At 62.7% G+C, this 26,168-nt stretch carries 32 protein-coding genes and 1 tRNA gene; 13 read left to right on the forward strand and 20 right to left on the reverse strand.

Going from position 1 to position 26,168, the window contains the following annotated elements; genetic code table 11:
- Positions 1-127: 127 nt before the first annotated feature.
- Positions 128-622: a hypothetical protein gene (locus tag AC1DX0_RS10655; protein WP_477218765.1), complete on the forward strand. Its 495-nt coding sequence runs from the start codon at positions 128-130 to the stop codon at positions 620-622.
- Positions 623-702: 80 nt separating this feature from the next.
- Here the strand turns inward: AC1DX0_RS10655 and AC1DX0_RS10660 are convergent, their stop codons facing one another.
- From AC1DX0_RS10660 to AC1DX0_RS10680, 5 genes are read right to left on the reverse strand one after another with little or no spacing between them, the layout of a single operon-like run.
- Positions 703-1,008 carry an urease subunit beta gene (locus tag AC1DX0_RS10660; protein WP_258588070.1) on the reverse strand — a complete coding sequence of 102 codons (306 nt, stop codon included), beginning with the start codon at positions 1,006-1,008 and terminating at the stop codon, positions 703-705.
- A gap of 6 nt (positions 1,009-1,014) precedes the next feature.
- Positions 1,015-1,602 (reverse strand): HupE/UreJ family protein, encoded by a 588-nt coding sequence (locus AC1DX0_RS10665; RefSeq protein ID WP_477355280.1) that lies wholly within the window; start codon positions 1,600-1,602, stop codon positions 1,015-1,017.
- Positions 1,603-1,636: 34 nt separating this feature from the next.
- Positions 1,637-1,891 (reverse strand): DUF1272 domain-containing protein, encoded by a 255-nt coding sequence (locus AC1DX0_RS10670; RefSeq protein ID WP_477218763.1) that lies wholly within the window; start codon positions 1,889-1,891, stop codon positions 1,637-1,639.
- 10 nt (positions 1,892-1,901) lie between these two features.
- Positions 1,902-2,204, reverse strand: a complete 303-nt coding sequence (locus AC1DX0_RS10675; protein WP_477218762.1) for an urease subunit gamma — start codon at positions 2,202-2,204, stop codon at positions 1,902-1,904.
- A gap of 28 nt (positions 2,205-2,232) precedes the next feature.
- Positions 2,233-3,066 (reverse strand): urease accessory protein UreD, encoded by an 834-nt coding sequence (locus tag AC1DX0_RS10680; protein WP_477355283.1) that lies wholly within the window; start codon positions 3,064-3,066, stop codon positions 2,233-2,235.
- 210 nt (positions 3,067-3,276) lie between these two features.
- Between AC1DX0_RS10680 and AC1DX0_RS10685 the strand changes: the two genes are divergently transcribed.
- The 3 genes from AC1DX0_RS10685 (at position 3,277) to AC1DX0_RS10695 (ending at position 5,677) form a co-directional block, all read left to right on the forward strand.
- The gene (locus tag AC1DX0_RS10685) at positions 3,277-3,531 is read left to right on the forward strand and encodes an acyl carrier protein (RefSeq protein WP_477218760.1); all 255 of its coding nucleotides are present in this window, start codon (positions 3,277-3,279) and stop codon (positions 3,529-3,531) included.
- A 4-nt stretch (positions 3,532-3,535) separates the two neighbouring features.
- Positions 3,536-4,744 (forward strand): beta-ketoacyl-[acyl-carrier-protein] synthase family protein, encoded by a 1,209-nt coding sequence (locus tag AC1DX0_RS10690; RefSeq protein ID WP_477218759.1) that lies wholly within the window; start codon positions 3,536-3,538, stop codon positions 4,742-4,744.
- A 228-nt stretch (positions 4,745-4,972) separates the two neighbouring features.
- Positions 4,973-5,677, forward strand: coding sequence for a glutathione S-transferase family protein (locus AC1DX0_RS10695; protein ID WP_477218758.1), 705 nt, complete (start codon positions 4,973-4,975; stop codon positions 5,675-5,677).
- Between the two features lie 57 nt (positions 5,678-5,734).
- Here the strand turns inward: AC1DX0_RS10695 and AC1DX0_RS10700 are convergent, their stop codons facing one another.
- The 4 genes from AC1DX0_RS10700 to AC1DX0_RS10715 form a co-directional block, all read right to left on the reverse strand.
- Positions 5,735-6,043: a hypothetical protein gene (locus tag AC1DX0_RS10700; RefSeq protein WP_477218757.1), complete on the reverse strand. Its 309-nt coding sequence runs from the start codon at positions 6,041-6,043 to the stop codon at positions 5,735-5,737.
- Between the two features lie 93 nt (positions 6,044-6,136).
- Positions 6,137-6,748: a nucleoside triphosphate hydrolase gene (locus AC1DX0_RS10705; protein WP_477218756.1), complete on the reverse strand. Its 612-nt coding sequence runs from the start codon at positions 6,746-6,748 to the stop codon at positions 6,137-6,139.
- Between the two features lie 97 nt (positions 6,749-6,845).
- Positions 6,846-7,946, reverse strand: a complete 1,101-nt coding sequence (locus tag AC1DX0_RS10710; protein WP_477218755.1) for a hypothetical protein — start codon at positions 7,944-7,946, stop codon at positions 6,846-6,848.
- An 83-nt stretch (positions 7,947-8,029) separates the two neighbouring features.
- Entirely contained in the window at positions 8,030-9,844 is a 1,815-nt protein-coding gene (locus AC1DX0_RS10715; protein ID WP_477355286.1) for a methyl-accepting chemotaxis protein, read from the reverse strand.
- A 397-nt stretch (positions 9,845-10,241) separates the two neighbouring features.
- On the opposite strand from AC1DX0_RS10715, the gene AC1DX0_RS10720 reads away from it, so the two are divergent.
- From AC1DX0_RS10720 to AC1DX0_RS10735, 4 genes are all read left to right on the forward strand, one after another.
- A complete protein-coding gene (locus tag AC1DX0_RS10720; protein WP_477218753.1) occupies positions 10,242-11,135 on the forward strand; it encodes a D-alanyl-D-alanine carboxypeptidase family protein in 894 nt (297 codons plus the stop codon).
- 431 nt (positions 11,136-11,566) lie between these two features.
- Entirely contained in the window at positions 11,567-12,493 is a 927-nt protein-coding gene (locus AC1DX0_RS10725; protein WP_477218752.1) for a DUF1003 domain-containing protein, read from the forward strand.
- Positions 12,494-12,866: 373 nt separating this feature from the next.
- Positions 12,867-12,943: transfer RNA gene (locus AC1DX0_RS10730), tRNA-Arg, on the forward strand.
- Positions 12,944-13,061: 118 nt separating this feature from the next.
- Positions 13,062-13,814, forward strand: coding sequence for a DUF5131 family protein (locus AC1DX0_RS10735; protein WP_477355289.1), 753 nt, complete (start codon positions 13,062-13,064; stop codon positions 13,812-13,814).
- Here AC1DX0_RS10735 and AC1DX0_RS10740 read toward each other — a convergent pair.
- The 4 genes from AC1DX0_RS10740 to AC1DX0_RS10755 all read right to left on the reverse strand — a co-directional run bounded on the left by AC1DX0_RS10740 (position 13,811) and on the right by AC1DX0_RS10755 (position 15,868).
- The gene (locus tag AC1DX0_RS10740; RefSeq protein WP_477218750.1) at positions 13,811-14,635 is read right to left on the reverse strand and encodes a three-Cys-motif partner protein TcmP; all 825 of its coding nucleotides are present in this window, start codon (positions 14,633-14,635) and stop codon (positions 13,811-13,813) included. The two genes, AC1DX0_RS10735 and AC1DX0_RS10740, sit on opposite strands and share 4 nt — an antisense overlap.
- 39 nt (positions 14,636-14,674) lie before the next feature.
- Positions 14,675-15,103 (reverse strand): N-acetyltransferase, encoded by a 429-nt coding sequence (locus AC1DX0_RS10745; protein ID WP_477218749.1) that lies wholly within the window; start codon positions 15,101-15,103, stop codon positions 14,675-14,677.
- A gap of 34 nt (positions 15,104-15,137) precedes the next feature.
- Positions 15,138-15,389 (reverse strand): hypothetical protein, encoded by a 252-nt coding sequence (locus tag AC1DX0_RS10750; protein WP_477218748.1) that lies wholly within the window; start codon positions 15,387-15,389, stop codon positions 15,138-15,140.
- 263 nt (positions 15,390-15,652) lie between these two features.
- Entirely contained in the window at positions 15,653-15,868 is a 216-nt protein-coding gene (locus tag AC1DX0_RS10755; RefSeq protein ID WP_477218747.1) for a hypothetical protein, read from the reverse strand.
- An 89-nt stretch (positions 15,869-15,957) separates the two neighbouring features.
- On the opposite strand from AC1DX0_RS10755, the gene AC1DX0_RS10760 reads away from it, so the two are divergent.
- From AC1DX0_RS10760 to AC1DX0_RS10775, 4 genes are read left to right on the forward strand one after another with little or no spacing between them, the layout of a single operon-like run.
- Positions 15,958-16,842, forward strand: a complete 885-nt coding sequence (locus AC1DX0_RS10760) for an ATP-dependent DNA ligase (RefSeq protein WP_477218746.1) — start codon at positions 15,958-15,960, stop codon at positions 16,840-16,842.
- Positions 16,817-17,026, forward strand: a complete 210-nt coding sequence (locus AC1DX0_RS10765) for a hypothetical protein (protein ID WP_477218745.1) — start codon at positions 16,817-16,819, stop codon at positions 17,024-17,026. Before AC1DX0_RS10760 ends, AC1DX0_RS10765 begins: the two co-directional genes overlap by 26 nt.
- Positions 17,027-17,039: 13 nt before the next feature.
- Positions 17,040-17,273 carry a hypothetical protein gene (locus AC1DX0_RS10770; protein WP_477218744.1) on the forward strand — a complete coding sequence of 78 codons (234 nt, stop codon included), beginning with the start codon at positions 17,040-17,042 and terminating at the stop codon, positions 17,271-17,273.
- 24 nt (positions 17,274-17,297) lie between these two features.
- Complete coding sequence (locus AC1DX0_RS10775; RefSeq protein ID WP_477218743.1) at positions 17,298-17,519, forward strand: DUF768 domain-containing protein; 222 nt, start codon at positions 17,298-17,300, stop codon at positions 17,517-17,519.
- A 191-nt stretch (positions 17,520-17,710) separates the two neighbouring features.
- Here AC1DX0_RS10775 and AC1DX0_RS10780 read toward each other — a convergent pair whose 3' ends face one another.
- Both AC1DX0_RS10780 and AC1DX0_RS10785 read right to left on the reverse strand, forming a co-directional pair.
- Positions 17,711-18,403, reverse strand: a complete 693-nt coding sequence (locus AC1DX0_RS10780; protein WP_477218742.1) for an SOS response-associated peptidase — start codon at positions 18,401-18,403, stop codon at positions 17,711-17,713.
- Positions 18,343-18,705: a hypothetical protein gene (locus AC1DX0_RS10785; protein WP_477218741.1), complete on the reverse strand. Its 363-nt coding sequence runs from the start codon at positions 18,703-18,705 to the stop codon at positions 18,343-18,345. Before AC1DX0_RS10785 ends, AC1DX0_RS10780 begins: the two co-directional genes overlap by 61 nt.
- 121 nt (positions 18,706-18,826) lie before the next feature.
- On the opposite strand from AC1DX0_RS10785, the gene AC1DX0_RS10790 reads away from it, so the two are divergent.
- Entirely contained in the window at positions 18,827-19,036 is a 210-nt protein-coding gene (locus AC1DX0_RS10790; protein ID WP_477218740.1) for a hypothetical protein, read from the forward strand.
- A gap of 798 nt (positions 19,037-19,834) precedes the next feature.
- Here the strand turns inward: AC1DX0_RS10790 and AC1DX0_RS10795 are convergent.
- From AC1DX0_RS10795 to AC1DX0_RS10815, 5 genes are all read right to left on the reverse strand, one after another.
- Positions 19,835-20,290, reverse strand: coding sequence for a Ros/MucR family transcriptional regulator (locus tag AC1DX0_RS10795; protein WP_477218738.1), 456 nt, complete (start codon positions 20,288-20,290; stop codon positions 19,835-19,837).
- A gap of 106 nt (positions 20,291-20,396) precedes the next feature.
- A complete protein-coding gene (locus AC1DX0_RS10800; RefSeq protein ID WP_477218737.1) occupies positions 20,397-21,692 on the reverse strand; it encodes a hypothetical protein in 1,296 nt (431 codons plus the stop codon).
- A 180-nt stretch (positions 21,693-21,872) separates the two neighbouring features.
- A complete protein-coding gene (locus tag AC1DX0_RS10805) occupies positions 21,873-22,286 on the reverse strand; it encodes a Rap1a/Tai family immunity protein (RefSeq protein WP_477218736.1) in 414 nt (137 codons plus the stop codon).
- Positions 22,283-22,615 (reverse strand): hypothetical protein, encoded by a 333-nt coding sequence (locus AC1DX0_RS10810; RefSeq protein ID WP_477218735.1) that lies wholly within the window; start codon positions 22,613-22,615, stop codon positions 22,283-22,285. The genes AC1DX0_RS10805 and AC1DX0_RS10810 overlap by 4 nt, the downstream gene beginning before the upstream one ends.
- A gap of 61 nt (positions 22,616-22,676) precedes the next feature.
- On the reverse strand, positions 22,677-25,826 hold the full coding sequence (locus AC1DX0_RS10815) for a hypothetical protein (RefSeq protein WP_477218734.1): 3,150 nt from the start codon (positions 25,824-25,826) through the stop codon (positions 22,677-22,679).
- Between the last annotated feature and the right edge of the window lie 342 nt (positions 25,827-26,168).

Raw genomic sequence — 26,168 nt, forward strand, 5'->3', positions numbered from 1 at the left:
CTGACGACGCGGCGCGGCGGGCCGGTATCCGGCCCGCCGGCCGTATCGCGAAGGGAACCGTGGCAGGGCTGGAGTCGTTTCGCTTCCTGATTGTTCTGATTGTTGAAACAAACTGCGAAAGCGAATGATGAGCTCCACCACTCTCTCCGATGCCCGATGGCTGCATGCCGTTGCGGCGGCCGCGTTCCTGGCAGCGAGCCTGCCTCAGGCCGCGTTGAACGCGCAGGGCCTTGAAAGCCCGGAGACTGTCGACCGCATCGTCGGCTCGCAAATCAACGAGGAACAGGCCAAGACGACAGCTGAAATCGGAAAAGTCAGTTCGGCGATCGACCGCACGCGTGACAACATCGGCACGGTGCGCAAGACCTCCAAGCTCGATAAGGTCGACATCGTGTTCCTGACCGACTCGGCGCGCAGCGAAGGCGGTCCGCCGGCAATCATCCAGAACAAGGTCCGGCAGCATCGGGACGATGTCGCGGAATTGCGCAAGGAGATCGAGGCCAACGCCCTGCTCTTCAACGCAATCGATTCGCGGCGCGTGGCTGCGCAGGACATTCTCGCCGTCGAGTTCGACGACCCCGGAAAGATCGTCATCTATGCGGCCGCCAAGCCGTCGAACTGAGCCGAAAGCAACGCTCGCTTTCGGGTTTGCCCCGAAGCCGGTCGCCATCCTTACGCGCCAGGCATGAGACGCCACCGGTCTCACAGCTTGCCCATCACCTTCTGCTGGAACCCATAGACCTCGCGTTTGCCGCCAAGCGGCACCAGCGTCACGTCGCGTTCTTGTCCCGGCTCGAAGCGCATGGCGGTGCCGGCGGCGATGTCGAGGCGCATGCCGCGCGCTCGTTCGCGGTCGAATTTCAGCCCCTCATTGGTTTCGAAGAAATGGTAGTGGCTGCCGACCTGGATAGGCCGGTCGCCACTGTTGGCGACTTTCAGGGTGATGGTCGGCAAACCCTTGTTGAGCTCGATGTCGCCTTGAACGGGGATGATTTCGCCGGGGATCATCTGAGATCACACGACGCCGAAGGCGAGGCCGACGCCGATCGCCGCGCAGGCAGCGCCCGCGACACGAGCCAGACCACGGAACCTGAGACCGAGGCTCAGGCCAGCGGCGATGCCGGTGGCATGAAGCAGCGCGGTGGCGACGGCAAAGCCGGCCATGTACTCGAGCCCGCCGGCATTTTCCGGCACTTCGGTGCCATGGGCGTGACCGTGAAACAGCGCGAACAGGCCGATGATGGCGACACCGGCCGAGACGGGCAGATCGATGGCCAGCGCCACCAGCAGGCCAAGCGCCACGACGGAGGCGAGTATGCCCGGCTCGACGAAGGGCACCGGCACWTGCRSCATGCCAAGGGCASCRCCGCCCAGCATGACCCCGACAAAAGCAGCCGGCCACGCCCAGATCGCCCTGCCGCCCTTGAGGGCCGCCCACAGGCCAACGGCGATCATCACGGTCATATGATCAAGGCCGGACAAGGGATGCATGAAGCCGGCCGTGAAGGACGACGTCGTACCGATGCCGACATGGGCGTAGGCGGGCATGGCCGCAGCCAGAAACAGGATCGCCGAGAGGGACAGTCGTTTGGCAGGGATCATTTCTATTTGCCTTCCGTTTCCAGTATCACGGTATTCATGCGGCTCTGCGCGGGCCGCAGCCCTCGGCCTTGAGGACGCGCTTGGTCGAAGCCGGATATTTTTTCAGCATCGCGGCGGGACGGGTCGGCCGGGCCGAAAAATTGCCGCCGCAATTGGGGCAGACGCCGTCCAGCACATGTTCCACGCAATCGGCACAGAAGGTGCACTCGAAGGTGCAGATCAGCGCATCCGCCGCCTCGGGCGGCAGGTCCTTGTCGCAGCACTCGCAGTTTGGCCGCAGCTCAAGCATCCCGGTCTCCTCACCTGATGGGYTCGTGCACGGTSACCAGYTTGGTGCCGTCGGGRAATGTCGCYTCRACCTGCACGTCRTGGATCATTTCGGCGATGCCTTGCATCACCTGCGCGCGGGTGACGACATGGGCGCCGGCCTCCATCAGGTCGGCGACCGGGCGGCCGTCGCGAGCGCCTTCGACGACGAAATCGGTGATCAGCGCGATCGCTTCCGGATGGTTGAGCTTGACGCCGCGCTCCAGCCGCTTGCGCGCCACGATCGCCGCCATGGCAATCAGCAGCTTGTCTTTTTCCCTCGGCGTCAGGTTCATGCGGTTTCCAAAGATGAGGCAGACAGGATCACAGTGACCATAATTTGGGCAGCCCCGCCTTTCCGTTGAGCAATCCGACAAGCGGAACCAGCCGCTGGCGCAGGTGGTAGCTGTCCACGGCGTAAAGCCTCGCAAGAAGCTTGCCAGTTGCCTTGGCACTCCAGGCACTGGCGCCGCCCTGGTCGCCGACGATCTCCCGGACCGGGTCGAGCAAAGCCTCGGCCCGCGTCGACACCAGCAGCAGCGTTGCCACCGCGATTGCGCCGCCGGCGCTGGCCGCGCGTGCCAGGGCACCAGTGATGTCGGGCCCGATGCGAAAATCCTCGGCATGGATGAGGACACCATCCCTGCGAACACGCCAGCGGTCGTGGAAAGTGCCCTGCGCGGCGCGTTCGCCCATGGCCAGGCGACCGAAGACAGTGGCCTCCAGCACCAGCGCCTCGGCCCCCGCTGCAAGCTCGACATCCAATGTGCGGGCAAAGGCCGCCCGGTCGAAGACGATGGTTTCTTGCGGCAGCCAGGCGATGCGGCCGTTTTCGCCGACGCTCAGCCTGACCCGCACCTGGGCATGGTCGGATGCGGCGCGATAGACCTTCTCGCAGGCCTGGGTCGTTATCGACACCGAGGCTCCTGCACCGACATCCACATCCCAGCCGATGCGGTCGCCGCCGGTCAATCCGCCGGCGGTGTTGATCAGCACCGCCTCCAGCGGATCGGCCGAAACCGCCGGCAGCCTTATCTTGGCGGAGCCGTCCTGGTAGAGGCGCCGCAGCCGCGTGCGGCCGTCCGCGCTGGCGCAGCCCAGCYGCGCCAGACCCGCGGCGCGCTGAGCCAAAGGGGCCGAAAACTTGGTATATTCCATCGTATCCACCCCGTCAGGTTAAGCACTGTGGCGGTTTTGTCGACATATAGCTTGTTGCTTGATGGCGTTTCCGTTTCTATAGAGAGAGCCACCTCGGTACGGTCAGGCGATGCTTGGCGGAGGTAGAAGGCGACGATCGCGGCCTGATATCGAGGACAAGAAGGCGCTGTTAAGTTGGCGTCGGGAAACGAAAAGTGGGGAAGAGACCGAATGGCCGACCAACTGGCAGCGGATATCATCGAAAAGATCAAGGCCCATGCCGAGCCGGGCGGTGAAGAAATCACCACCGGCACCGAATTGACGTCGCTCGGCATCCATTCGCTCGAGCTGACCGAGATCATCTTCGATCTCGAGGAGCAATATGGCATCGAGATCGAGATGAATACGGTCGATGCCTGGAGCAATCTGAAGAATGTCGGCGACATGGTCGAGGCCGTTCGCGCGCTGATCGCCAAAAAAGCCTGACCGAATRCTGAAACGCGTCGTCATCACCGGTCTTGGCGGGATATGCGGGCTCGGCACCGATGTGCCGGCCATCTGGGGTGAGATGCGTGCTGGCCGTTCGGCGATAGGTCCGATCGAAAATCATTCCTTGCACGATCTGAAGGTCAGGACCGGTTGCGAGATCAAGGCGCTGCCCGATCACGGCATCGAGCGCAAGCAGCTGGTGTCGATGGACCGCTTCAGCCTGCTGGCCACGATTGCCGCCCGCGAAGCCATGCGGCAGTCCGGATTGGCTGCGCACGCCGACAACACCTACCGTATGGGAACCATTGTCGGCGTTGGCGTCGCCGGATTCGAGACGGTCGAGGAGAACTATCGCGCCATCCTGGTCGAGGGCAAGAATCGCGCCGGGATCTTCACCGTGCCCAGGGTCATGCCGGGCGCCGCCGCCGGCCAGGTCAGCATGCATCTAGGCCTGCGTGGGCCGGTCTTCGGCGTTACGTCGGCCTGCTCGTCGGCCAATCATGCCATCGCCTCGGCGGCGGACCAGATCAGGCTCGGCCGCGCCGATGTCATGGTCGCCGGCGGCACCGATGCGCCGCTGGTGTGGGGCGTGCTCAAGGGCTGGGAAGCGTTGCGCGTGCTGTCGCCCGACACCTGCCGGCCGTTTTCGGCCGACCGCCAGGGGCTGGTGCTCGGCGAAGGCGCCGGCATGGCGGTTCTGGAAAGCTACGATCACGCCATGGCGCGTGGCGCCACCATTCTCGCCGAAATCGCCGGCGCCGGCCTTTCGGCCGATGCCTCCGACATCGTCGCTCCGACCGTAGAGGGACCCGAAGCGGCGATGCGCTTCTGTCTTGCCGATGCCGGGCTCAATCCCGAGGACGTCGATTATCTCAACGCCCACGGCACCGGCACCAAGGCCAACGACCAGATCGAGACCACCGCGATCAAGCGCGTCTTTGGCGAGCATGCGCGCTCGCTGTCGATCTCCTCGACCAAGTCGATGCATGCCCATTGCCTGGGCGCGTCGGGCGGACTGGAGATGATCGCCTGCGTCATGGCGATCCGCGAAGGCGTCGTGCCGCCGACCGCGAATTACCGCGAACCCGATCCCGATTGCGATCTCGACGTGACGCCCAATGTGGCGCGCGAGCGCAAGGTGCGCGCCGCGATCAGCAACGGTTTCGCCTTCGGCGGCACCAACGCGGTGCTGGCGTTCAAAGCGATCTGAACCCAGGCGGGGTCACCAACGCCTCAGGCGGTTACCACCGCCCCGGGCGGTTACCACCGCCCCGGGCGGTCTTGAGCGCGCTTGACCATCCGCCGCGTTCGATCCGGTTGACTGTCCGTGCATGGCGAAACTGTCGCCGCCATATTGATCACACCCGGCCGCGCGCCTAATTCTTTGCAGACCCGCCAGCACTGCGCCCTCTGCGCGCATCCCCATTCAGGAGTTACCATGGCCGACCTGTCCGCCTTTCCGATCACCGCGCGCTGGCCAGCCAAGCACCCGGACCAGATCCAGCTCTATTCGGCAACGACGCCGAACGGCGTGAAGGTCTCGATCGCCCTGGAAGAGATCGGCCTGCCCTATGAGCCGCACCTGGTCAACATCGGCAAGGATGAAAGCTGGACGCCGGAATTCCTGTCGCTCAATCCCAATGGCAAGATMCCGGCGATCATCGATCCGAACGGTCCGGACGGCAAGCCGATCGGCCTGTTCGAATCCGGCGCCATCCTGCTCTATCTCGCCGAAAAGACCGGCCTGCTCATGCCTGTGGACGCGGCGCGGCGCTACGAGACGATCCAGTGGGTGTTCTTCCAGATGGCGTCGGTCGGGCCGATGTTCGGCCAGGTCGGCTTCTTCCACAAATTCGCCGGCCGCGAGATCGCCGACAAGCGGCCGCTGGAGCGCTATCGCGACGAATCGAGGCGGCTGCTCGGCGTGCTTGATCGCAGGCTCAAGGGCCGTAAATGGATCATGGACAATGACTATACCATCGCCGACATCTCGCTGCTCGGCTGGGTGCGCAACCTGATCGGCTTCTACGAAGCACGCGACCTCGTCGGTTTCGATGATTTCGCCAATGTCGCTGCATGGCTGGAGCGCGGCCTGGCCCGGCCGGCGGTGCAGAAAGGCCTGACCATTCCAGCAAGGGGCTGAATGCCCCTCGCCATAGGCGATTGCTTTGGCGGGCCTACTCTAACTAAGCAGCCTGTGCTACTTCGCCTTGGCTTTCGAACCGCCTCTGCCCATCACGGAGGCTGCGAGCGAAGCAGCGCCGCGCGCGGTTGCGACCACGGCGCCGGCTGCAATATTCGCCGCCGTCCGAACAGCACCGGGTTTGGCCGGCGCGGGTTTGCGCGGGCTGGCGGTCTTCGCGGCCGCGACGACCTTCCTGGGTGCGGCCTTGCCGAAAGCGCCCTTGGCGTCTTTCGAGCGTTCGGCGATCGCTGGGCCAGCACCGGCCTTCGCCTGAGTTGCCTTCGCAGGCCTCGTCTTTGCGGGTTTTTTTGCGTTGGTTGCCATTGGAAAATCCCTTACGCCGAACAAACGGGTTGTCAGGCATAACGGCGTGAAACTCTTAAGGTTCCCGTCCAAAAATACCGAAAATTAAGCGTGTTAACCAATGACCAGGTCGGCGGCCCGGCGCCGGGCCAGCACGCGCTCGATGTTGGGCATGTCATTGGAGGCGATCCAGGCGCGCGCATCCTCGTCGGAACGGCCATGGCCGTGCCAGCGCTCCATCAGGCGGCGCTCGAGTTCATTGCGCGGCACGTCGACGAAGATCGAGAAATCGAACAGCGGCGCCAGCCGCGACCACGGCTCCTCGTCGAGAAGCAGGTAATTGCCTTCGACCAGGATGAATTTGGTCTCGGTGCTGACGATTGCCGCGGCGGCGCGCGACAGTTCCATGCCGCGGTCGAAGACGGGAATGGCGATGTCGGGTTCAACGGCCCGGATGCGCTTCATCAGGGTTTCGAAACCGGCGAAGTCGAAGGTTTCCGGTGCGCCCTTCCTCGCGCGCAGCCCGCGTGCGTTGAGCACGATGTCGTCATAGTGGAAGCCGTCCATCGGCACGACTTCCACCGCCCCTTCCGGCAAAAGGTCATGCAAGCCGGCCGACAGCGTCGATTTTCCCGACCCCGGCGGCCCGGCAATGGCGACAATGAAGCGCTTTGCCTTGCCGGCGCGCTTGAAGATGGTGGCGGCGAGGTGGGCGATTTCGGACATAGGGGCCTCACTTGCCCTGATAACAGGCACGATGTTCCGCCGCATCTTGGCGGCAGTCGGTGGAAATTTCAAACCCCGCGCTCGCGCAATCCCCGCTCTAGCCGGCGACAGGCTGACCAATGCGCAGGAACGCGCTGTCGAACGGCACTTCACTGGTCGAGCCGCCGGCCGAGAGCCGCATCTGGCCATCGGCCGTGGTGATTTCCTGCGGCGGTTGGCCACCGGAGAGCGGAATGGCGCCGATGACGTGGCGGAACGAAAAGCTGCGGCCTTCACCGAGGGCAAAGGCGGTTGCCACGCCTTCGCGCTTCAGCCAGTTGTCGCCGATCGATGCGGCATGGCCGACAGCGGCGCGACCGTCCTCGATGCCGAGCACGCCCAGGTGACGCCCGCTCCAGGGCGCGTAGTCGCGCCCGCCATTGCTGAGCCACAGCATTGTGATCGGCAGCTCGGCCGGGTTTTTCAGCACCAGCACCAGATCGTCCTCGGCCTGGCGCGCCAGCGCCGTCCAGCCCGGTCCGCCATGGTCGGCCTCGACCAGGGTGATGAAATCCTCGCGCCGGTCGTCCATGCGGTATTGCGTCAAGTCGGCCGTGCCGCCGGCGGCGGTGGGAAAATGGTTGAGGTCCGTGGACCGCGCTGGATAGGCCAGCATGAAGCGGCCACGCGCGGGATCGGACTCCAGCGGATCGTCCAGCGTTGCGGCGAACCGCTTGCGCGAAAAGGCCAGTCTGCCACCGCCTTTCATCACCGTCATCGGGTGATGGGCGACGGAGATTGCGCCGGACCCGCCGGAAAACACATGTTCCTGATAGAGGAAGGGATGGCCGTCGATGAGTGTAAAGATCTTGTCGACGCTGGCGCCCATGACCGTGTGCCGCAGCCGGAAGACCGCGCGCCAGCCGCCATCCGTCGCGCCGCTCTCGGTGACATCCCAGGCGCTGTTGGCGGTCCAGCCATGCAGCGGCGCCTCCTCGACATCGCTGCGCGAAAACGGCGCGCAGAGGAAATCGCCGGACAGCCGGACGCTGCCTTGCGGCAGGTCCTGCGGCAGCGTCTCGCCTGCGTCGACCCAGGGCGCGCGGTGCAACGGCTTCAGCTGGCGCCCGCCACTCTCGACGACCATGTCGGCGATGTGGCCGACGGTGAGATCGAGCGAAACCGAAATACCCCGGGCCTTGATCGTGCTGATGGTCATTGCGCTCTCACCGATTCTGAAGCCGGAAACAGAACCTGTTTGGCGTCCGTTGCGCAAGCACCGCAGCTCGCATTTCGCATCAGCTACTGCCGCTTGTATTCCCGCACCGGCGATTTCGTGCCGTCGGTGTAGGTGACCTGCACCGACATCGATTTCACGCTGTCGGCGACCTTGAAATAGCCCTTGGCGTCGTAGGGGATGGCGTAGGGGTCCTTCTTGTCGCAAGGCGGTATCTCGAGCGACTTGTCGAGCGCGGCGCCGTTCAGGCTGTAATGAACCTCCTTGATGGCGCAGCGGTAGGACAGCATCTGCGTGAAATAGACCAGGCCGTGATTGCCGCCGGAGTCGAAGGCGATCCACGACGTCCAGAACTGGTCGAGGATCTGCTTGTCACCTTGCTGCAGGGCGGCATCCGGATCGAAGCGTATGTCGAACGGGCCGGTCTCGCGGCCTCTGATGTCGAGATACTTGATCGCGATCGTGGTCGCCGTGGTGCTGTCGGGCAATTCGAAGCTCGGATTGGCCATCGGCTTGCCGGTGGTCTGGTCGTTCATCGCCAGGAAGCCGGTGTCGGTGAAGGGACCGCTGCTGCCGAGGCGCCAGGAGATCGCGGTCGCCGGCTCGGGCAGCGAAATGGTCATCGACCAGCCCTGGTTGGAGCGCATCGGCGTCAGCGAAGGCGCAAAGCGCGCGGGGTCGAGCACGTCGCCAAGCGCCGCCAGCCGGCTGCGGCTGCGGTCCAGCCAGTCGGCSARCTGCGTCTGGTCGACGAAATATTTGAGCAGCCCGCCGTCCTTTTCGTAGGAGACGAATTTGGTCAGCGCCTGGGCTTCGTTGCGCTTGTCGGCCAGCGTCTGGCTGCCGAGGCGGTCTTCCGAAAACTCCTGCGCCTTGAGGTAATAGGCCGGCGCGTAGTCGGGATTGGCCGCGATGAAGGCGTTGAGCTTGTCGAGCCGCTGCGCATCGTCGAACTGCAGCAGGTGGACCAGCTTGATCGACGGCGCCTTGGCCTTCTCCGCCAGTTGCCCGAACACTTCGCGGGCGCCAGCCTTGCCGTCCTGCACCCGAAGCAGCGTGGCAAAGCGCGTATAGGGGTCGATGGCGTCGACGTCGAAGCCGGCAAAGGCGAGGTAGGAGCGCCGCGCGTTGAGCATGTCGCCGGACAATTCGTAGACGCGGGCATTGTGGTAGAACTCATCCGGCCGCTTCGGCTCGGCGATCGCCCCGCCCTGCGCCGCCAGCTGGGCAAACCCCTTGGCGATGGTGTCGATCGAGGCGGCGATCTGTTCGGTCGTCGCCTGCAGTTTTTCCGTCTGGGCCTGCTGCTGTTGCTGGCCGGCGGCGAGCGTCTCGGTCGTCTGCTTGACCGCCTCGACTGTCTTTTGCGTCTGCGCCCCCTGCTGCGTCTGTTGCTGCTGGGCGGACGCGATCTGGTCGGTCTTCTGCGCCACCGTGTCGGTCGATTTCTTGACCTCTTCGACGGTTTTCTGCGTCTGCGTCACCGTCTGCTCGATCTTCGCCACCTTCTCAGTGACGATGCCGATCGACTGCTGCAGCTGCGCGATTGCCGGCACCAGGCCAGCGATCACCCCGTTTTGCGAATTGGTCTCCTGCTGCACCGCATAGACACCGCCGGCGACCGCCGCCGCACTGGTGGCGAACACCAGCGCCGGCAGCGCCTTGGCCGCCAGCACCAGCCGCAGCACGATGGCAATGGCGATGATGGCCGCCGCTACCGCCGCGACCAGCGCGATATAGGCGGCGAACGGCGCCAGCGGATTGAGCACGTCGCCAACGGCGCCGCTGATGAAAGCGACGCTGCCGGCCCATTTGCCGGTGCGGCTAAGCGATGCCTTGATAAGCGAGGGCGCTGCGCCCCCGGCCCCGATGTCAGTCATGCCACCCCCCAAGCCAGCCGATACCACGCCCCTTCCCACAGGAAACGCGGTTTTGGCAAGGAAAGACAGGAAACGGGCGATTTCGGGGCGGCCTCGCAGGCTTTTCCTCGCCCCTGCCGAAGGCGGGGGAGAGGTGGCCGCGAAGCGGCCGGAGAGGGGGCCTTCGTAGGGCGCCGTCCGTTAAACGTTCCGATCATCTGTCGCTGTCGGCGCAGCCCCCTCTCCGTCTCGGCTTCGCCGAGCCACCTCTCCCCCACTTTTGTGGGGGCGAGGAACCCAAGTCCTGCGAGGGCTCGACAATCCCTTGTATGACCGCCATTAACCAAATGGACGCATCAGTCGCGTTACGTTAGCTTCGCCTCATCTCAGCAACAGCATCGCCAGAACAGTCCTGCCCTTGTCCAACCTGCGTCCCTTTCCGCTCCTCCAGAGAGTTTTCGTCGCCCTCGGCCTGTTGCTGCTGGTCGCCGGCTGCTCGACCACGACCCCGCCGGACTCCGTGCTGACCGTGCCGGCGCCGCCGCAGAAATATGCGGCTATCGTCGTCGACGCCAAGACCGGCAAGCAGATGTTCGAGGTCAACTCGACGGCGCAGCGCTATCCGGCCTCGCTGACCAAGATGATGACGCTCTATCTGCTGTTCGAGGCGATGGAGTCCGGCCGCGTCACCAAGGAAACGCAGATCCCGGTCTCCGACCACGCCGCCTCGCAGCCGCCGACCAAGATGCGCTTCCGGCGCGGCGAGACGATCGATGTCGATTCCGCCATCCGCGCCATCGTCGTCAAATCCGCCAATGACGTGGCGGTGGCGGTCGGCGAATATCTCGGCGGCTCGGAAGACCAGTTCGCCGCCATGATGACCTCCAAGGCGCGCTCGCTCGGCATGTCCAGCACCACCTTCCGCAACGCATCCGGCCTGCCCGACGACAGCCAGATGACGACGGCGCGCGACATGGCGGTGCTCGGCCTGGCGCTGCGCCAGCGCTTTCCCCAGCATTTCCACTATTTCTCCGAAAGCGACTTCATGTTCCGCGGCAGATTGGTGCGCGGCCACAACGACATGCTCGGCCGTGTGCGCGGCGTCGACGGCATCAAGACCGGCTACATCAGGGCGTCGGGCTTCAACATCGTCACCTCCTACAATGCCGACGGCCGCCAGCTGATCGTGGTGGTGATGGGCGCCGACTCCGCCCGCCAGCGCAACGACCATGTCGAGGCCCTGATCCAGCGCAGCCTGTCGCCGACGACAGATGGAACCAAGACCAGACTGATGTTTGCCGAGCAGCAGTGAGGAGTGAGCCGCGAGGAGCGGAGCCACCCCTCGCTTCGTCATCCACGGGCGGAGCAAGGAGCGCAGCGACGCAGCGCAGACCCGAGGATCCATGCCGCGACCTCCGAGCGCTGCCACGGTTCAGAATTCTGCACCGCTGCACCCTTCGACCAAGGTCGCGGCATGGATCCCAGGGTCTCCGCGACGCCGCTGCGCGGCTGCTTCGCCCTAGGATGACGAAGTTGGGGACGCCTCGGCCAATCGTGAATGTCCTTGATAGCCCAGCGCGATGAACCCGTGAAACGCCCCCAAAGAACCCGCAGCCGGCTATTGTTTCACGACTGTCACGCAATCGTTGGGAAGCCATGGCATAGGCTGCGAAAACCGACGGTGGATATGCCCCGCCACCTCGGCGTATCCTCATATTCAGCGCCACAGCAGGAGCCCGCACCATGAGCACTGTCCCCAAAACGCCAGAGCAGAAGGCGGCGGACAATGAGAACGACAGCGGCGGCGAATATTTCGAGGCGCCGACCACTGAACAAGACCTGCACGAGGTTTCGGACGAGCATTTCGACACGCCCGAAGTGCCGGACTCCGAACCATCAGGCCCCGGCGCATCGCGGATAAAGGCCAGGAAAAAACCGTCGGCGATCTCAGGCCGCAAATTCCGCAAGCGCGATCTCGTGCGCATCGACACGCTGCGCCCAAGCCTCGCCGACCGCATTCATTCGGACCACCCGGACCTGCCCAAGGGCGCCCGCATCAGCCGCGAGGAGCTCGGCCGCTACCGCATGCGCTACATGGAGGAACTGCTGCAGCAGGAGCACGGCGAATTCTCCGAGCTCGACCGCCAGGTGGTGGAATCGATCGCCCGGCAGGACACGATTTCCGAAAACTCGGAGGAGGAGTTCGAGGAGCACCGCACGTTCCCCGACCGCGTCTCCGACAACATGGCCGCCTTCGGTGGCAGCTGGTGGTTCCTGATCTCCTTTGCCAGCGTGCTGCTGGTCTGGATCGGCATCAACCTGTTCGAGGGTTTGAATGGCGCCTTCGACCCCTATCCCTTCATCCTGCTCAACCTGCTGCTCTCCTGCATCGCCGCCATCCAGGCGCCGATCATCATGATGAGCCAGAAGCGCCAGGAGGTGAAAGACCGCCTGCGCTCCTTCAACGAATACCGCGTCAACCTCAAAGCCGAGCTCGAAGTGCGCCATCTGCACGAAAAACTCGACTACCTCATCTCGCGCCAGTGGACGCGGCTGGCGGAGATGCAGCAGATGCAGCTCGATGCGATGAACGAGCTTGCGGGGGCGAAGAAGGTGAAGCGGGCGGTGCGCGGGGTGCGGAGAAGGACGGTGAAGGGAGAGGCGGGGTAGTGATGCCTGAAGGGCAGGGAGCCTGCGAAGGGCTGGATGCGATCATGACAGCGAGCTCGCGATCGGTTGCCCGGTGACGGCAATTATGCTATAAATTCGCCCATGGTGCTGATTTGCGCCAGCGACCCGCCGCCGAGGCGGGTTTTTCGTTTCAGGCGCCATCTTCCGGCAGGCTTGTGCACCTTGGCTTCTCGGATTCTTCGAGAGGGGCTTGATCAAGGGACGTCCATGGCATCAGCAATGCCGAAAGCGCGTTAATCCGAGTTTCCCGCCTTGCAGCCCGCCAATTGCCCGTTGAAGCCCGCGCCGGCTTCCGCTAAGAAGCCGTGACTTGCCGGTTCACCGGCTGGTTCGTTTTCCGGAACACCGGGAAGCACCCGTAGCTCAGCTGGATAGAGCGCTGCCCTCCGAAGGCAGAGGTCACAGGTTCGAATCCTGTCGGGTGCGCCAATAAAATCAATAGGTTAAGGCTTGAAGTGGTTCCCGTCCCACATTCGTTTCCCACACAGGGGCATAAACGGAATGTCAATCGCCATCGATTAACCATTCTCGGGCTGGAGAATTTGATATGGCCGAGACGTCGATCGAATGGACGGACGCGACGTGGAACCCGGTGGCGGGTTGCACGATCCTGACTGCCGGATGCACCAATTGTTACGCGATGCGGATGGCGGCGCGCCTCGAAGCGATGGGCATGGAGAAATACCAGGGGCTCACGCGCAAAACCGGCGGCCGCGCAAAATGGACAGGCAAGGTCGTGACTGACCCGAAGTCTCTGGCGACCCCCGCCTCATGGGCGAAGCCGCGCCGGGTTTTCGTCAACTCGATGTCGGACCTGTTTCATGTCGATGTGCCGGCTGACTTCATCCGGCAAGTCTGGACCGTGATGGAGGAAACGCCGCGGCATACCTACCAAATTTTGACCAAGCGGCCTGAGGTCATGGCGAGCGTCCTGACCCGCGGCGACTTCCCGGTCCTGCCTAATGTGTGGCTGGGAACCAGTGTCGAAGATAGCCGCGTGCTAGATCRGCTCGACGACTTGCGCCGCGTGCCCGCCGCGATCCGCTTCGTCTCTCTCGAGCCGCTGATCGGTTCCGTCGCCGGCGCCAATCTCAAGGCAATTCAATGGGCGATCGTCGGCGGCGAATCTGGACCAGGCGCCCGTCACATGGATCCGCGCTGGGTTGACGAGATTGAGACAATGTGCCGCCGTAGCGGGACGGCATTCTTCTTCAAGCAGTGGGGTGGTCGCAACAAGAAGGCGACGGGCCGAACGCTAAACGGCCGAACCTATGACGAGATGCCGACGGCCACAATTTAGAAGAGCGATCCCTGCCTAGACTTGTTGGAAGCCACTTTCCAAAACGCGTGCGCAAGTTGGTGCCGTGCGACCAATGTCAGCCAATATAGGTGTTGACCTCGGCTGCCCGTTATAAGCTCCATGTCTGTTGAAGCGCCGATTCCTAGGCTCGCGACCTTCTGCTTCCAAAAGCTAAACACATCACGACGAATGGCTGGTTGCGACTGTCTCAGATCCACAGCCGATCTCCAGCCGGGCGCAAACGTGTCGAATGCCGACTGCTGCGCCTTCACGTTGATACCGAGGTTGCGTTGAAGGTCCATCTTGCTCACGTGAACCAAAATGTCGATGTACCTGAGTTTCGCCAGTTCCTGCATCACGCCGAAGTCGAATGACGCCAGATTGTAGGGGTCGAGAAACGCGAAGTGCAGGCCTTGGGGCTTAAGCCTCGACATCGCCGCATGGATGGAAATCGCTGCATCTCCGCGAACTTCTATCACGGGCGCTTTGAGCCGCCGGAGGCGTTGAGCGGCAAGACCGCGGCGCTCGTCATCTGCATCGGCGATGATCACCTCAGAGAACGGCGTTCCTCCGTTGACGCTGGCAGTCCAGGCCGCAACACAGCTGCCATCGATAAACTCGCCCGTCCGTCGGACCTTTGCGCGTCCAGGGCCGCAGAAGAGATCGATGTAGGTAGCACCGGCTTTCCCTGGGTCGAGCCATTTCGAACGGACGCCTCTGGAAATGTCGACATAGCGCGATAGCGATTGATGCTTGTCTTTCGCCCATGCGCCGACCTCTTCGACCTGAAGGCCGTCATCGCCGTCTACCAGTTCCCCCACCGCAAACGCCCTCCCGCGCTCCTCGCCTAGACCAAAAGGCTAGGTGTTTCCGAACAGATCGTTGATTGACCAGATCGGCAATATCATCAGCGGGAATTGGTCTTCGTCTGGCGCTACGGCGAAACCATATTTCTTATAAAGCGCGGTGGTCTTGTCATTCAGCGAACGCAGGCCGACGCCGTAGAAGGCCACGTTCTGCGATACCCAATAGGCGCGCCGAAGCGAATCCATCAACAGGAGCGTGCCAAGGCCGCAATTCTGGCACGTACGCTGAACAGCCAGGTATTGAAGATAGATCAGTGGAACGCCGCTTCCCCAAATTTGGCGGTCCTGCTTGCCGGCAAGCTTATTACGATCTTCGCTGGAGAACGAGAGCGAGTAGAAGCCCATTGCCTTCTGATTACCGAGCGTATGGGCGATGAACAATCGCGCTTTGTTTTGCTCTGACCACTTGGGGGATTTGCTCACCCACTTGTCGATATCGGACTCACCACAATTGAATTTATGGATGGCGTCCTTTGACGAGAGTGGGGAGATGCGGATTTGACTCAGGTCCAAGGAAGGTACCGGTATCGTCGTTGTAATTCTTTTGATAAAATTCGTAGGCCTTACGCAATTCAGGCGTGACGCCGTTGTTGGCGTTATAGACCTTCCTACAAAATTCGTAAGCTTCTTTTTCAGTCTGAAAGACTGGCTTCGGCTTGCTAGGCCCGCCGTGGAAGAATCTAAGGATATCTCTAAGGCTGAATGCCATTTGGTTTTCTCGTTGGTGCTGGCCCATACGGAGCACTACGAATCACCTGTCAAGCGGCCATAGCACATTAATCACCAGTTTCAAGCGTACCACAACGCGAACAAAACCTGAAACCTGTTCCTATTGGAACTCTCGGGATGGTTACTTGTTCCGGGGACGTGGCCACTCGGGGCCGTCGGCGCCGTCCGCCGGATCATCAACTGACGACAGCCTTCTGTGCCCATTCATTCAATCAACCCGCTGGCTCCGGCCCGCGGGCTTTTTCATTTTCGTCGCGGGAACTCAAGGACCTTCGCCTCGGGCTCGGGCTGCAGCGGATCGTGGCCCGGCTCCTCGTGCCAGAACACCTGGCGCAAATCGCGCTGGTCGACCTTCTGACCGCAGTTCGGGCAGTTGTAGAAATGGCCCTCTTCGCGGATCAGGTCGCCGCCGTGCAGCTTGCCGGGGATAGGTGGGCCGAGGTCGGATAGCTTCGTCATGACCGATCGAACTTCCAATTCGTCTAAAATGTTCCGGAACTATTTTAGCACATGCTGATTGAATCGCGGTTTCGTGTTTGAGTACCAGCATGCGTTTGAAGTTCGTCCCGCCTTTGATGCCGACCCTTGTCGAGCAACCGCCGGAAGGCGACGACTGGATTCACGAGGTCAAGTTCGACGGGTACCGATCGCAACTGATCATCGATGAGGACGGCACCAGGATCTACACGCGCAACGGCCACGACTGGACGACGAAGTATCGCGACCTGGTGAGGGAGGCTGCGAGCCTCGGCGCCCAAAGCGCTATCGTTGACGGCGAGATCATTGTACTCAACGACAAGGGCCTATCCGACTTTGGTGAGTTGCGAAAGGCGATCACCCGCCGGCAGCACGACCTGTACTTCGTTGCCTTCGACCTTCTCCACCTCAATGGCCACGGTCTGCGCGACATGGCGCTGGAGGAGCGGCGCGAGATCCTGGCCAGCATGATCGAGCCCGGCGGCCGGATACAGTTCAGTGAGCCTTTGCCGGGCGAAGCGAAAGCAATTTTCCACCTGCTCGACCAAGCCGGACTGGAGGGCATGGTCTCGAAGCGGCGTGATAGCAAATACCGCAGCGGACCGTCGACCAATTGGCTGAAAGCGAAATGCTACTCGATCGATGAATTCGAACTACTCGGCGTCGAGCGTGAAGCGGGCAAACCGGCCTTTGCCCTGATGGCCGATCGGGAGACCGGTCGCTATGTCGGTTCCGCCTTCATCAATTCGAGCCAGGCGATCCGAGAGCGGCTTTGGAAGAGGGTCCAGGAGCACGCCGGGCCGGCGCCCAAGGGCATGAAGCGGCCGGCGACGCAATGGGTCAAGCCCGGCATCATCGGTCGGGTAAAGCACTTGCGTGGCGAAGAGGATCTGCGGCACGCTTCGCTGCAGGACTTCAGGGAGGAAATCGATGCCAATACGCACCAAGGCGAATGAGGCCGGCATTTTCGACCCATCAGAGTTGGCTCTGCTCGCCAGGGTCTTTGAGCATTTGAGGCTCGACAATCAGCAGCCGGAAGCGCGAGCCGCCATGGCCTCCCGTATCATTGCCAACTACATGGCCGGGATCAAAGACGAGGCTGAACTTGTCTCGCTTTCAAAACAGCCCTTGGGGCGTTAGCGGGAGGAAGACAGTGGCAGTCGCAAAGAAAGACCAGGAACGCGCCAACTATGCCTGGATGTACGGAGCACAGGCGCGGAAAGACGGCAAAGAGCGTGACGTTCCCGATTTCTGGCAGCAGCATGCCGACGTTTGGCTAGAGGGCTTCGACGACGTGCCCGGGGGCGGTCAGGTCAAATCTGTTCGCCCCGATATGGAAGCGGAGGTCGACGAGGCCGCCGTTGGCAACCCGGATGCCGGAACCTAAGCGACTGGCCGAGCTTATCGCGTCATGAGCACACGCGGAATCAACTTCCTGGACCGATGGCTGGCCAACAACGTGCCCGAGTCGACGAAGGCCGATGTCATCTCAGTCGACGAACTCACGCACAAGCTGATCGCCGACGCGAAAGCCCTGGGGATCAAGCGCATTGAGATCGACGAAGAAGTGGACAGCCTCTATCGCACGATCCTCGACGCGATTGTTCACTACGAGCCGGGTTTGCCCGAGTAGCCTTCGCTAAAGGTGCCGATCGCCTTCTGCGCGATGCTCGAAGCAAAACCAGTGCGGTTCACTGCGCGGACGCGCGAAGCCCCATCCGGCGACCGCGCCGCAACCGTGATGCTCGCATGTGTGGCCGAGCACTCTGGCGCGGTCGCGCGTCATTGCCGTCATGCCTTCGGGGAGTTTGAGCGGTTCGTCACTCATAGCGGATTAATCGGCCCGACCAAGGCAGGGTGGTCGTTCGGCTGCTTGTTGATGACTGTCGAATTGACGTCGCGGCCGACGCGATTGAACTGCAGTTGCCCGTCGATATCGTGGCTCAGAACGTCCTTCAGATAATCCTTCGGCGTAGCCGGGTCGAGCCAAGCGTCATAGTAGGCCGGGTCGAGAATTAGGGGCTGCCGATCGTGTAGGTTGTTCATCGGATTGCCGGCCGGCTCGGTGATTATTGTGCAACTCGTGATGTCGAGGTTTGAGTTGTGCGCCCAGAGACCTGCAAACGAAAAAGGCGCGTGGCCGGGCAGATAGATGTGCCAAGGGTCTTTCTTGCCGTCGGCCGGCGAGATTGTCCACTCGTAGAACCCGTCAGCCGGGATCAGGCAGCGCTTCGATTTGAAGGCGTCGCGAAACGCCGGTGCGGTGTCGACACCTTCAATCCTGGCGTTGAACATGGCCGCCTTGGGCATCTCCTTTGCCCAAAATGGAACGAGCCACCAGCGACCCTCACGCAAGCGGTGATTGCCGTCCTCGCCGGCCGTAACGAAAGGCACGTCCTGTGTCGGCGCGATGTTGTAGCGCGGCTCGTCATTGCGGCCGGTCTCTGCCGGCGCCGTTAGCCGGTAGAGCCGGTGGATTTCCGACCAGGAGAGATATCGGGTGTAACGGCCGCACATGCATCAATCATCCAATTCGAGGAAGAGATAGTTTGCCGGCACTGCATCCGGGGGCCAGTCGGCGCAGCACGCGGCGATAGCGGCCTTTTGGCCTCCATCCAGACATCGGCTGCTTTATCCTCTTCCGCGGTGGGTTCTTCATCCGCGGCAAAGCTGGCATCATCCCAGCCCTCCAGCGCAGACATTCCATCGGCAGCCTGTGCGGCAGATATGCCTGTCGCGGCAAACACGGCCATGGCCGCCTCGATGCCGCGCTTTTGCTCTTCCGGCGAAGCGTTCTCGATCTCCAAGCGAAGCTTCATCGCGTCGCCTCCTGTGGCTATCCTGCCGACAGTGAACAAAAAGAGAACACAAGAGTCAATACCCCTTGACCTGACAGGAATATGTTCCCTATTCCTCTCCGTATCTGAGCAGGAAAGGGCTATGGGAAAGCGCCAAAACGCGCCGGCCGGCGAAGCTATGTCGGAACTTGAGTTGGCGGCCCAGCAGGCGCTTGCTGCTGCCGACGGCGATGCTGTGGTTGCCTTGCTGAACGTCCTGGCCAAGTGCGCGTGGCTCGAGCGCGAGCTTGCCCTGTCGCGCGCTGCGGTCTCAAGCGGATTTTCCCGCGGCTGGCACAAGGCGCGTCCCTAGATGGTGGACACAGCCGAGGACAATTTCCGGATCGAGGTTTGGGATAGCGAGGAGAAGACTCACCTCGAAACGATCTGCCGGTCTCCGGATGCGATGGTCAGCCAGGCGGCATGGCAAGCGGCGATACGCCGTCGGCCGGGCATGCTSCTKATCCACTACAACAGCCGGCAYGTKATGGARAARATCMTSACGCCMGGCGAGGTSAMKATCCCGCCTCAGACGATCATCGACGGAAGCGTCTATGCAGGGCTCGACGTCTCGCTAGGTGATCTGCGCGAGTGGCACAGGTTGCGAGCCTGGTGCAAAAACTGTTCTCATCATGCCGAGGTGAAGGCGGCAGCACTCATCCGGCGATATGGCAAGGACGCGCTGTTCAGCACCGTCGAACCGGCGCTTTTTTGTACGAGTTGCAAGAAGGGTGGCCCGGTCCGGCTGGAGATCCACAAGCTGCCGCGGGGATAGAAAGGCCGGCGCCTACAGGGGGGCTGTTGGGTAAAAGGCACCGGCCGAGCGGACAATCAGGTCCGCCGCATTTCAGGGCATGACGGATTCTTGGGGGCGACGATATGGTGCGATCACGGAAGCTCGCTACGGCTGGATAGCGCACGCAGTAGCCGGTGCGATCCCTAGAAAACCGCACCATCGCGCGGCCATCTTATGAACAGCGGATAATCGCCATGAAAAAGGCCGGCGCCCTCGATGGGAGGTTGCCCGAATGGCGCCGGCCCGACGGTCCTAATCAGGTCCGCCGCACCTTAGACATAGCTGAGTCGTTCCGTTACGTCAGGTGGAGACGAACTACGCTCTGGCTTTCCGCTTCGCAGGTGCCTTCTTGGCTGGCGCGACGGGGGCAGCCTTGCGGCCGAGCCCAATCGATTTCGCCAGGATCGACCGCGTTGCGGAATAATTCGGTGCCACCATCGGGTAATCGTGAGGCAAGCCCCACTTGGCGCGGTATTGGTCGGGGGTCATGCCCAGCAAGCCGAGATGGCGCTTCATCGATTTGAATTTGCGTCCATCTTCCAGGCTAACGATGTGGTCTGGAAACACCGACTTCTTCGGGTTGACCGCAGGTGTTTGCGGCTCAACGGCCGGCGTGATCGGTGAGCCAAGTCCGGAGAGGGAAACGTGAACCGACGAGATCAGATCCGCCAAGTTTGAGACTGGCACCGAATTGTTGCTCACGAATGCCGAGACAATATCAGCGGTGAATTCGATAAGTTCGATAGCGTTCTGGTCTTTCTGGTCCGGCATTTGTTCGTTCGTCCTAGGTGAATTGCGGGGGTCTCCTGTGATGAAGGAACCTGGAGGTCGATGCAAGCTTGATGCGATGCCGGCGGCCCCCAAAGGTTGGCGCTCCCTAACTGCTCGCAATGATTTTCCAATTGGTGGCATTGCTCACCAACAGCGCCCAGGCCCCCGCGGTCGCCGGCAAAATGGCTGTTCCGGCAGCGCCGCCGGCTCTCGGCACGACGTTGGAAGTAGCAGACGTCAGGGTCTGCGCCTGTTCGCTGTTGAAGAATAGTTCACGCCCTGGGAAGGACGCCGCAGACGGAAGAGTCGCGACACAACCGCTTCCTGATTTATTGTTGATCAGATGGTTTTCGGTCGCCGCGACTGTGAAGTCGGCTGTCTTCGTGACCGGCGCGCCGCGGGAAATTGCCCCGGTGAACGTGGCCAAGCCGTCGTTGCCGAGCTTCAGAACTTCGGCGAGCGCCGTTGAGCCGTTGAGTGTCGTAAAGAACCGGATCTGCGTCCCGTAATTGCCGGCCGACCAGGTTTGCGCAGCCTCGAGCAAAAAGGCCGCGCCTTGGGCGGCACTGGCGAAGCCGGCGCCATCGTAGCCATAGCCCCTGAAACCCAGGAGGGTATCGCCAGACTGCGTGGCCGTTGGCGTGACCCTGGTGCCTCTTGCCTTGCGCCCAAAGAAAACGGGCGCGTTGGCCGTGCTTGCATACCTGGTCGCACGAAACACCCCATTGCCTTCTTCGAGATCGATCTCAAGGGCAATCTTTGTCCCGCCGGGGTCGGATATCTGGATCAGTTGCGAGTCGGTGAACGTGTTAGCGCCAGGACCGACGGGGCCGCTTGGACCGGTCGGTCCCGTTGCGCCAACTGACCCGGCTACTCCCGTTGGACCCGTAGGGCCGGTCAATCCCGTGACGCCAGTAGGTCCCGTTGCACCGGTCAGGCCAATGACACCGGTCGGACCGGTAGCACCCGTGAGCCCGGTTACGCCCGTCGGACCGGTGGCGCCGGTCAGTCCGGTCACGCCCGTAGGCCCTGTCGAACCCGTGATGCCGGTCGCGCCCGCGGGGCCGGTCGCACCGGTTGACCCGGGGGCGCCTTGTGGGCCTGTCGCTCCGGTCGCTCCCACCGCGCCTGACGGCCCCGTCGCGCCACCACCAGCCGGACCGCTCGGCCCGGTGGGTCCGGTCGCGCCGTCGCCGCGCAGCAGCGCCAAAACCGCCGGCGAAAGGCTGTCGGGAGTGACGATCTCGTTGTTGAGCGCACCGTCGGAGCGGCGCACATCGGCCAGAGCGTCGATGGTGTCGTCGACCCCGCGCACCAGCTCGGCCAGGTCGTTGTCGAGCTGCGATCCGTAGGGCAGGTATTGATAGCTGAAATCGATAACGGGCTTCTCGGGATTCGGCATCTTACATCACTCGCAACACGGCTTCCCGATCGGTGCCTTCCGCTTGGGGACGACAATTTCTCAACAATGATGAGATCGATTTGGAAGCTGGTTGATCGAAGCCCTGGTTAGCCAAGGCGGGTGATGCGAATGCCCGAGTTTCGCGCGGTTCCGGCGGATTTAAATTAGCACAGAATCAGATTAGGGGCAGGGGAATTTCTCGGCTAAGGCCTGCCTTACGAGGAAGTAAGCACCTAGACTTCGTTTCTCGGGGCGCTCATCAAGATAGCGGGCGACGACTTCGACCGCGTCGTTGGCGTTTACTTCTTCGGACAAACAAAAGCGGCCGATATTTTCCACCGGTGGTGCACCAAGTGAGGCCATTACCCCGAAGTGGTCGATAACGCCGACAACGAAACCGTAGCACTCCCCGGCGCCCCAAGATTGCTCGCTGAATTTGGCCACGCCGGTTCGTCTGACTTCCATAAACGCCCTGCAGTCTTTGGTCAGAGCCTCGCCCGTCATGTAAAGAAGAACGGGCGCCGCCTTGGCCACGCCCGCGACGATGAGGAAACCGCAACAGAACACTAGTTTCAGTGAGCTGCCTCGTCTCATTTCACTGTGGCTCGATAGACCTTCAATTCGCCATACGGAGTCGGCTTGCCCAGCCCGCATTCCCAATCAGAACGGGCCAAGCCGGGGTCGCCGTGCGCGTAGGCTGCGCCATTGACCCAATCTCGACAAGCGCCGACCGACTTTAGGCCGGCTTGTTGCTGAACCTCATAGAGATTGCCGCGGTTCGGGTAGTAGAAAGCGTCAACCGTTTCCCAAGGTGCGGCATCATCCGGCCACAAATAATTGGCCACGGTTCTGGGCGGATCGCCCAAAACAAACCAGCCGCCCACCAACACGACCACCAGGAACAACCCGCCGCCGTTCTCCATATTTTCGCCCTCCCAAGGAGGCCACAATCGCGCAGGGCGGCATATCCCGCAAGTGCAGGTTTCAACGTGCCCCACGTGGGTCAGCAAGCGTGCCGCCCGTCTGCAGAGCCGAGCGACCGGCCGCAGCCCCGAAGTTGATCTTCGGGCTGGCGTTCGCCGCGGCGCGGATAAGATCCACGGAAGCCGGGTCGATAAACAAATCGGCAAGGCTGCTCAAGTTTCGACGAAGGGTGGTCCGCTTCACGGCGTCGCCCGCCTTTACGTATGTAGCACCGAGCGACTTCACGAGCCCTGCCAAAGCGCCTGCCGGCGACGAGCCGCTCAGGCTGTCATTGATGGTTCGATTGAACTCGGTCGCGCTGCCGATTTGCTTCCGTCGGCCGGTTGCATGGAGGACTTCTAGAATCTCCGGCAGGACAACTGCTGCCTTCCCTTCCGGCAGAGCACCGACAACAGCTTTCAAAACTTCTTCGCGTTGCGCGTTGCCCGCAACCTCTTTCCGGAACTTTGCCCCGGCGAATTCCCGCGAACCCTCTTGGGTCTCGGTCGCCGCTTTGCTGTAGCGATCGGCAAGATTCTGCCGAACCAGCGAGGACGCCGTACCGGGATCCTGTTGCGCAATGCGCTTCAACGCGTCCGCCGTCTCCTGGGCGGATCCTGTCATTGGATTTTGCGGCAGGACCGCGTTGCTGGCAGCAGAAGTGTCTTTCGCCGCGGCCACCTGCCCGAGCGGGCCGGCGCGCACCGGGGCAGTTGCGGCGTTGGTGTCGACAACGCGCCGCAGCCGGTCGGCGACCGCGGGGAACTGCGAAAGCATATCCTGGTTATCGCGCAGAGCGATTGCGAGGCGATCACCATCCACGACGCCCTTTGCGTTCGTCACGGTGTCCAGAATTTGTGTGGCCAAATGGTTTTCGTAGGCGATACGCGCTTCGGTCGGCGCCACGCCTTTAAATGCCGCTGCCGCGGTCGGTCCGCCCGCATCGATCGCGCCGGGCACCTTTTCGATTGGCGTCGCAAACGTCCGGTTATGGGCATCGCGGCGAACGACGTCGGCGATGGCCGGATTCTCGAATGGCGCCAGCGGCGCGCTGGCTGCGCGGAAGCCTTCTCGTGCATGGGCGTATTCCGGGACGCTTCCGAGCGCCTGATCGAGATGACCTTGCACGTTGCGCAGCGCTTCGGCCGTCTGGCCGTCACCGTCCTGCACGGCTCGCGAGATCATCCCATTGATGTTGCCGCGCAGATTGTCGAGCCCGGTGACACCAGTGTCGGCGCCGTTCGGTCCCATAATGTTGCTGCGCACGGTCGTTAGGGCGTCCGCAGTCGTGCCACGGGCGTTCGAAAGGGCCTCGTCGATGTAGCGAAGCACCGGACGCGGATCGACTTGAATGGCCTCCTGGCCCGTGCGGCTCTCGAGCGCGATCGGCTGCGGCGGAACGTCAACGCGTGTCGGCTGCATGGATGCGGCTTGACCTGCCGCTTCGCCGCCAGACGTAGGCCGGATCGAATATACCGGACGGTTTGCCGCAACGGCTTCTGGCTGCAAGCCGGGAACCTCGATACCAGGCTGCGCGGCGCGTGCTGCGGCGTAGTCGCGATCGCCCAACGCGTCCCGCATGCCGTCGCGGCGTTCGAAGATGTCGCGCAATGGCTGCTGAATAGCCTGGCCGGCCTGAAGGGGAGTCGTCCGCGGTCCAGCGCCGAAGATGGCATCAACAAGGTCTTGCCCTTCCGGGGTCGCGGCAATGGCCCGTTCAGCGGCATTGGCCGCGCGAGGGCCAAGCGTCGACGGTTGCGCGCTCTGCGGTCCGATCTCATCCAGCATACTGCCGACGGCACGGTCGACCTGGCCGGGCCTGGCGGCGAAGAAGGCCGCAGTGCGCCCACGGCCGGCAACCGAGCCTTCAACGACCCGCTGAAGGTTCGGCAATGCGCTGGCGCCGCCGGTCGCTTGCGCTATCGCTTCCGGGCCAGTCAGCTTAACCCCCGTTTGATTATTCTGGAGACGTTGAGCGGCGGCCCACTGCTCGGGCGTCGTGCCTTCGGTGGCGCGGCGCAACTCCGCTTCGGGCGCTTTGAAGCTCCGAACTGAGGCCACACCAGCGTTGCCGAACAGCGCGCCGAGAAAACGCATCATGCCCTCATAGGGCGTTCCTTCAGTCGCTTGGCCGGCGCCTTCGGAAACGACTGCCGGGGCGACGACGTTGCCAAGCGCTTCTTCCGCGTAGCGGCCGGCTTTGGCCGCGATGCCGGGAGCCGAACGCGCGGCTTTGCTCGGCAAGCCGCCCGGCGCCATGAATTCGCCAACGGTGCCTGCGACCTTGCCGAGCGTCGTCTGCGGCTTGTGCAGCACGGCGTCCATGACCTCGCGCGTCTTGTCTTGGGCATCGTAAATGCCGGTTCGCACGTCGGCTTGGTCGTTGCCGGTGACTTTCTGCAGGGCGGTGTTCACCAGCCCCGTCAGCGGGTTGATCATCATGTCCTTGAAATGGTCATGCTCGGGACCGGGAACGGCCGGATCCATGCCGAGCGCGGAACGGATCGGGCCTTCGGCCTTGTCGTAGAGCCAGCCGCTCGCATCGCTCGCCATGCGGTTGAGCGACACCGGCGCCATGGCGGTTTCGACGATGCCACGCGGCACGCCGGAAACGAAGGATTCGCCGACGTCCTTTGCGGTCGAGATCGGCTGTTCTGTCACCGGAATCCCGGCAAACCGGGGCTTCGGCTGCGCTTGCGGGTCGACGGTGACTGGCGTTCCTGCGAAACGAGGCATCACGGCTTGTGCTTTCGGCAATGAAGCAAGCGCGTCCGAAATCTCCGCGTCGGAGAAATCGTCAGGAAACTCGACGCGCTGGCCCTCAAATTCGACGACCTTAAAACCCGCAGGAATCTCGCTCTGCTTGGCGTCCGGGAACGCGCTCCAAGGATCGGCCGGCGCCGCGGCTGGCGCGTCGGGGAAGCTCGCCCAAGGGTCAGCACCAGGCAGGGGTGTCTTGGTGCTAGTGTTGGCGAATTTGGTCCATGGGCCTTGCTTGACGGCAGGAGGGTCGAACTGGTCGAAGACATTGGCGGCAGGGGCGTCGAACTGATCAAAGACGTTGGCAGCCGGCTGATGCACCACCCGAAAACCAGGCGGAGTATCGCTCGACTGATACTTCGTCCAAGGTCCGGCAGCAGGAAGGCGATCTTGTTTCGCGTCGGCTGGCATGGGGGCGCTCCAAGACTTCAAGAACCGCAGCGCCGATCGGGCGCGAAAAAGAGGTTCGTTGAGAGGGGCCAAGCTGAGGCTCGGCGGTGGCGCGGGCGCCCGAGTTCCGCAGTTTTTCCGGCCAGCCAATCATAGCGAAAGTTCGGCACGAATGCCAGTGACTTTGCGGCCGGTCGGGATGTCCAAAAGTTCCACGGCGGCGCAAATTCCTAGCGTCGTCCGCCGAGGATCCCGGCCCGCGCGTTGGACTATACCGGGGGGTGACACCGGCCCCGGCCAGGGTGCGCCGCCGGGGCTGCGTTCGGCCTTTGCCGCGACGCGCCGGTGCGGCCCGGCCGGCGC

The sequence above is a fragment of the Mesorhizobium sp. P3_A9 genome (assembly GCF_056402975.1).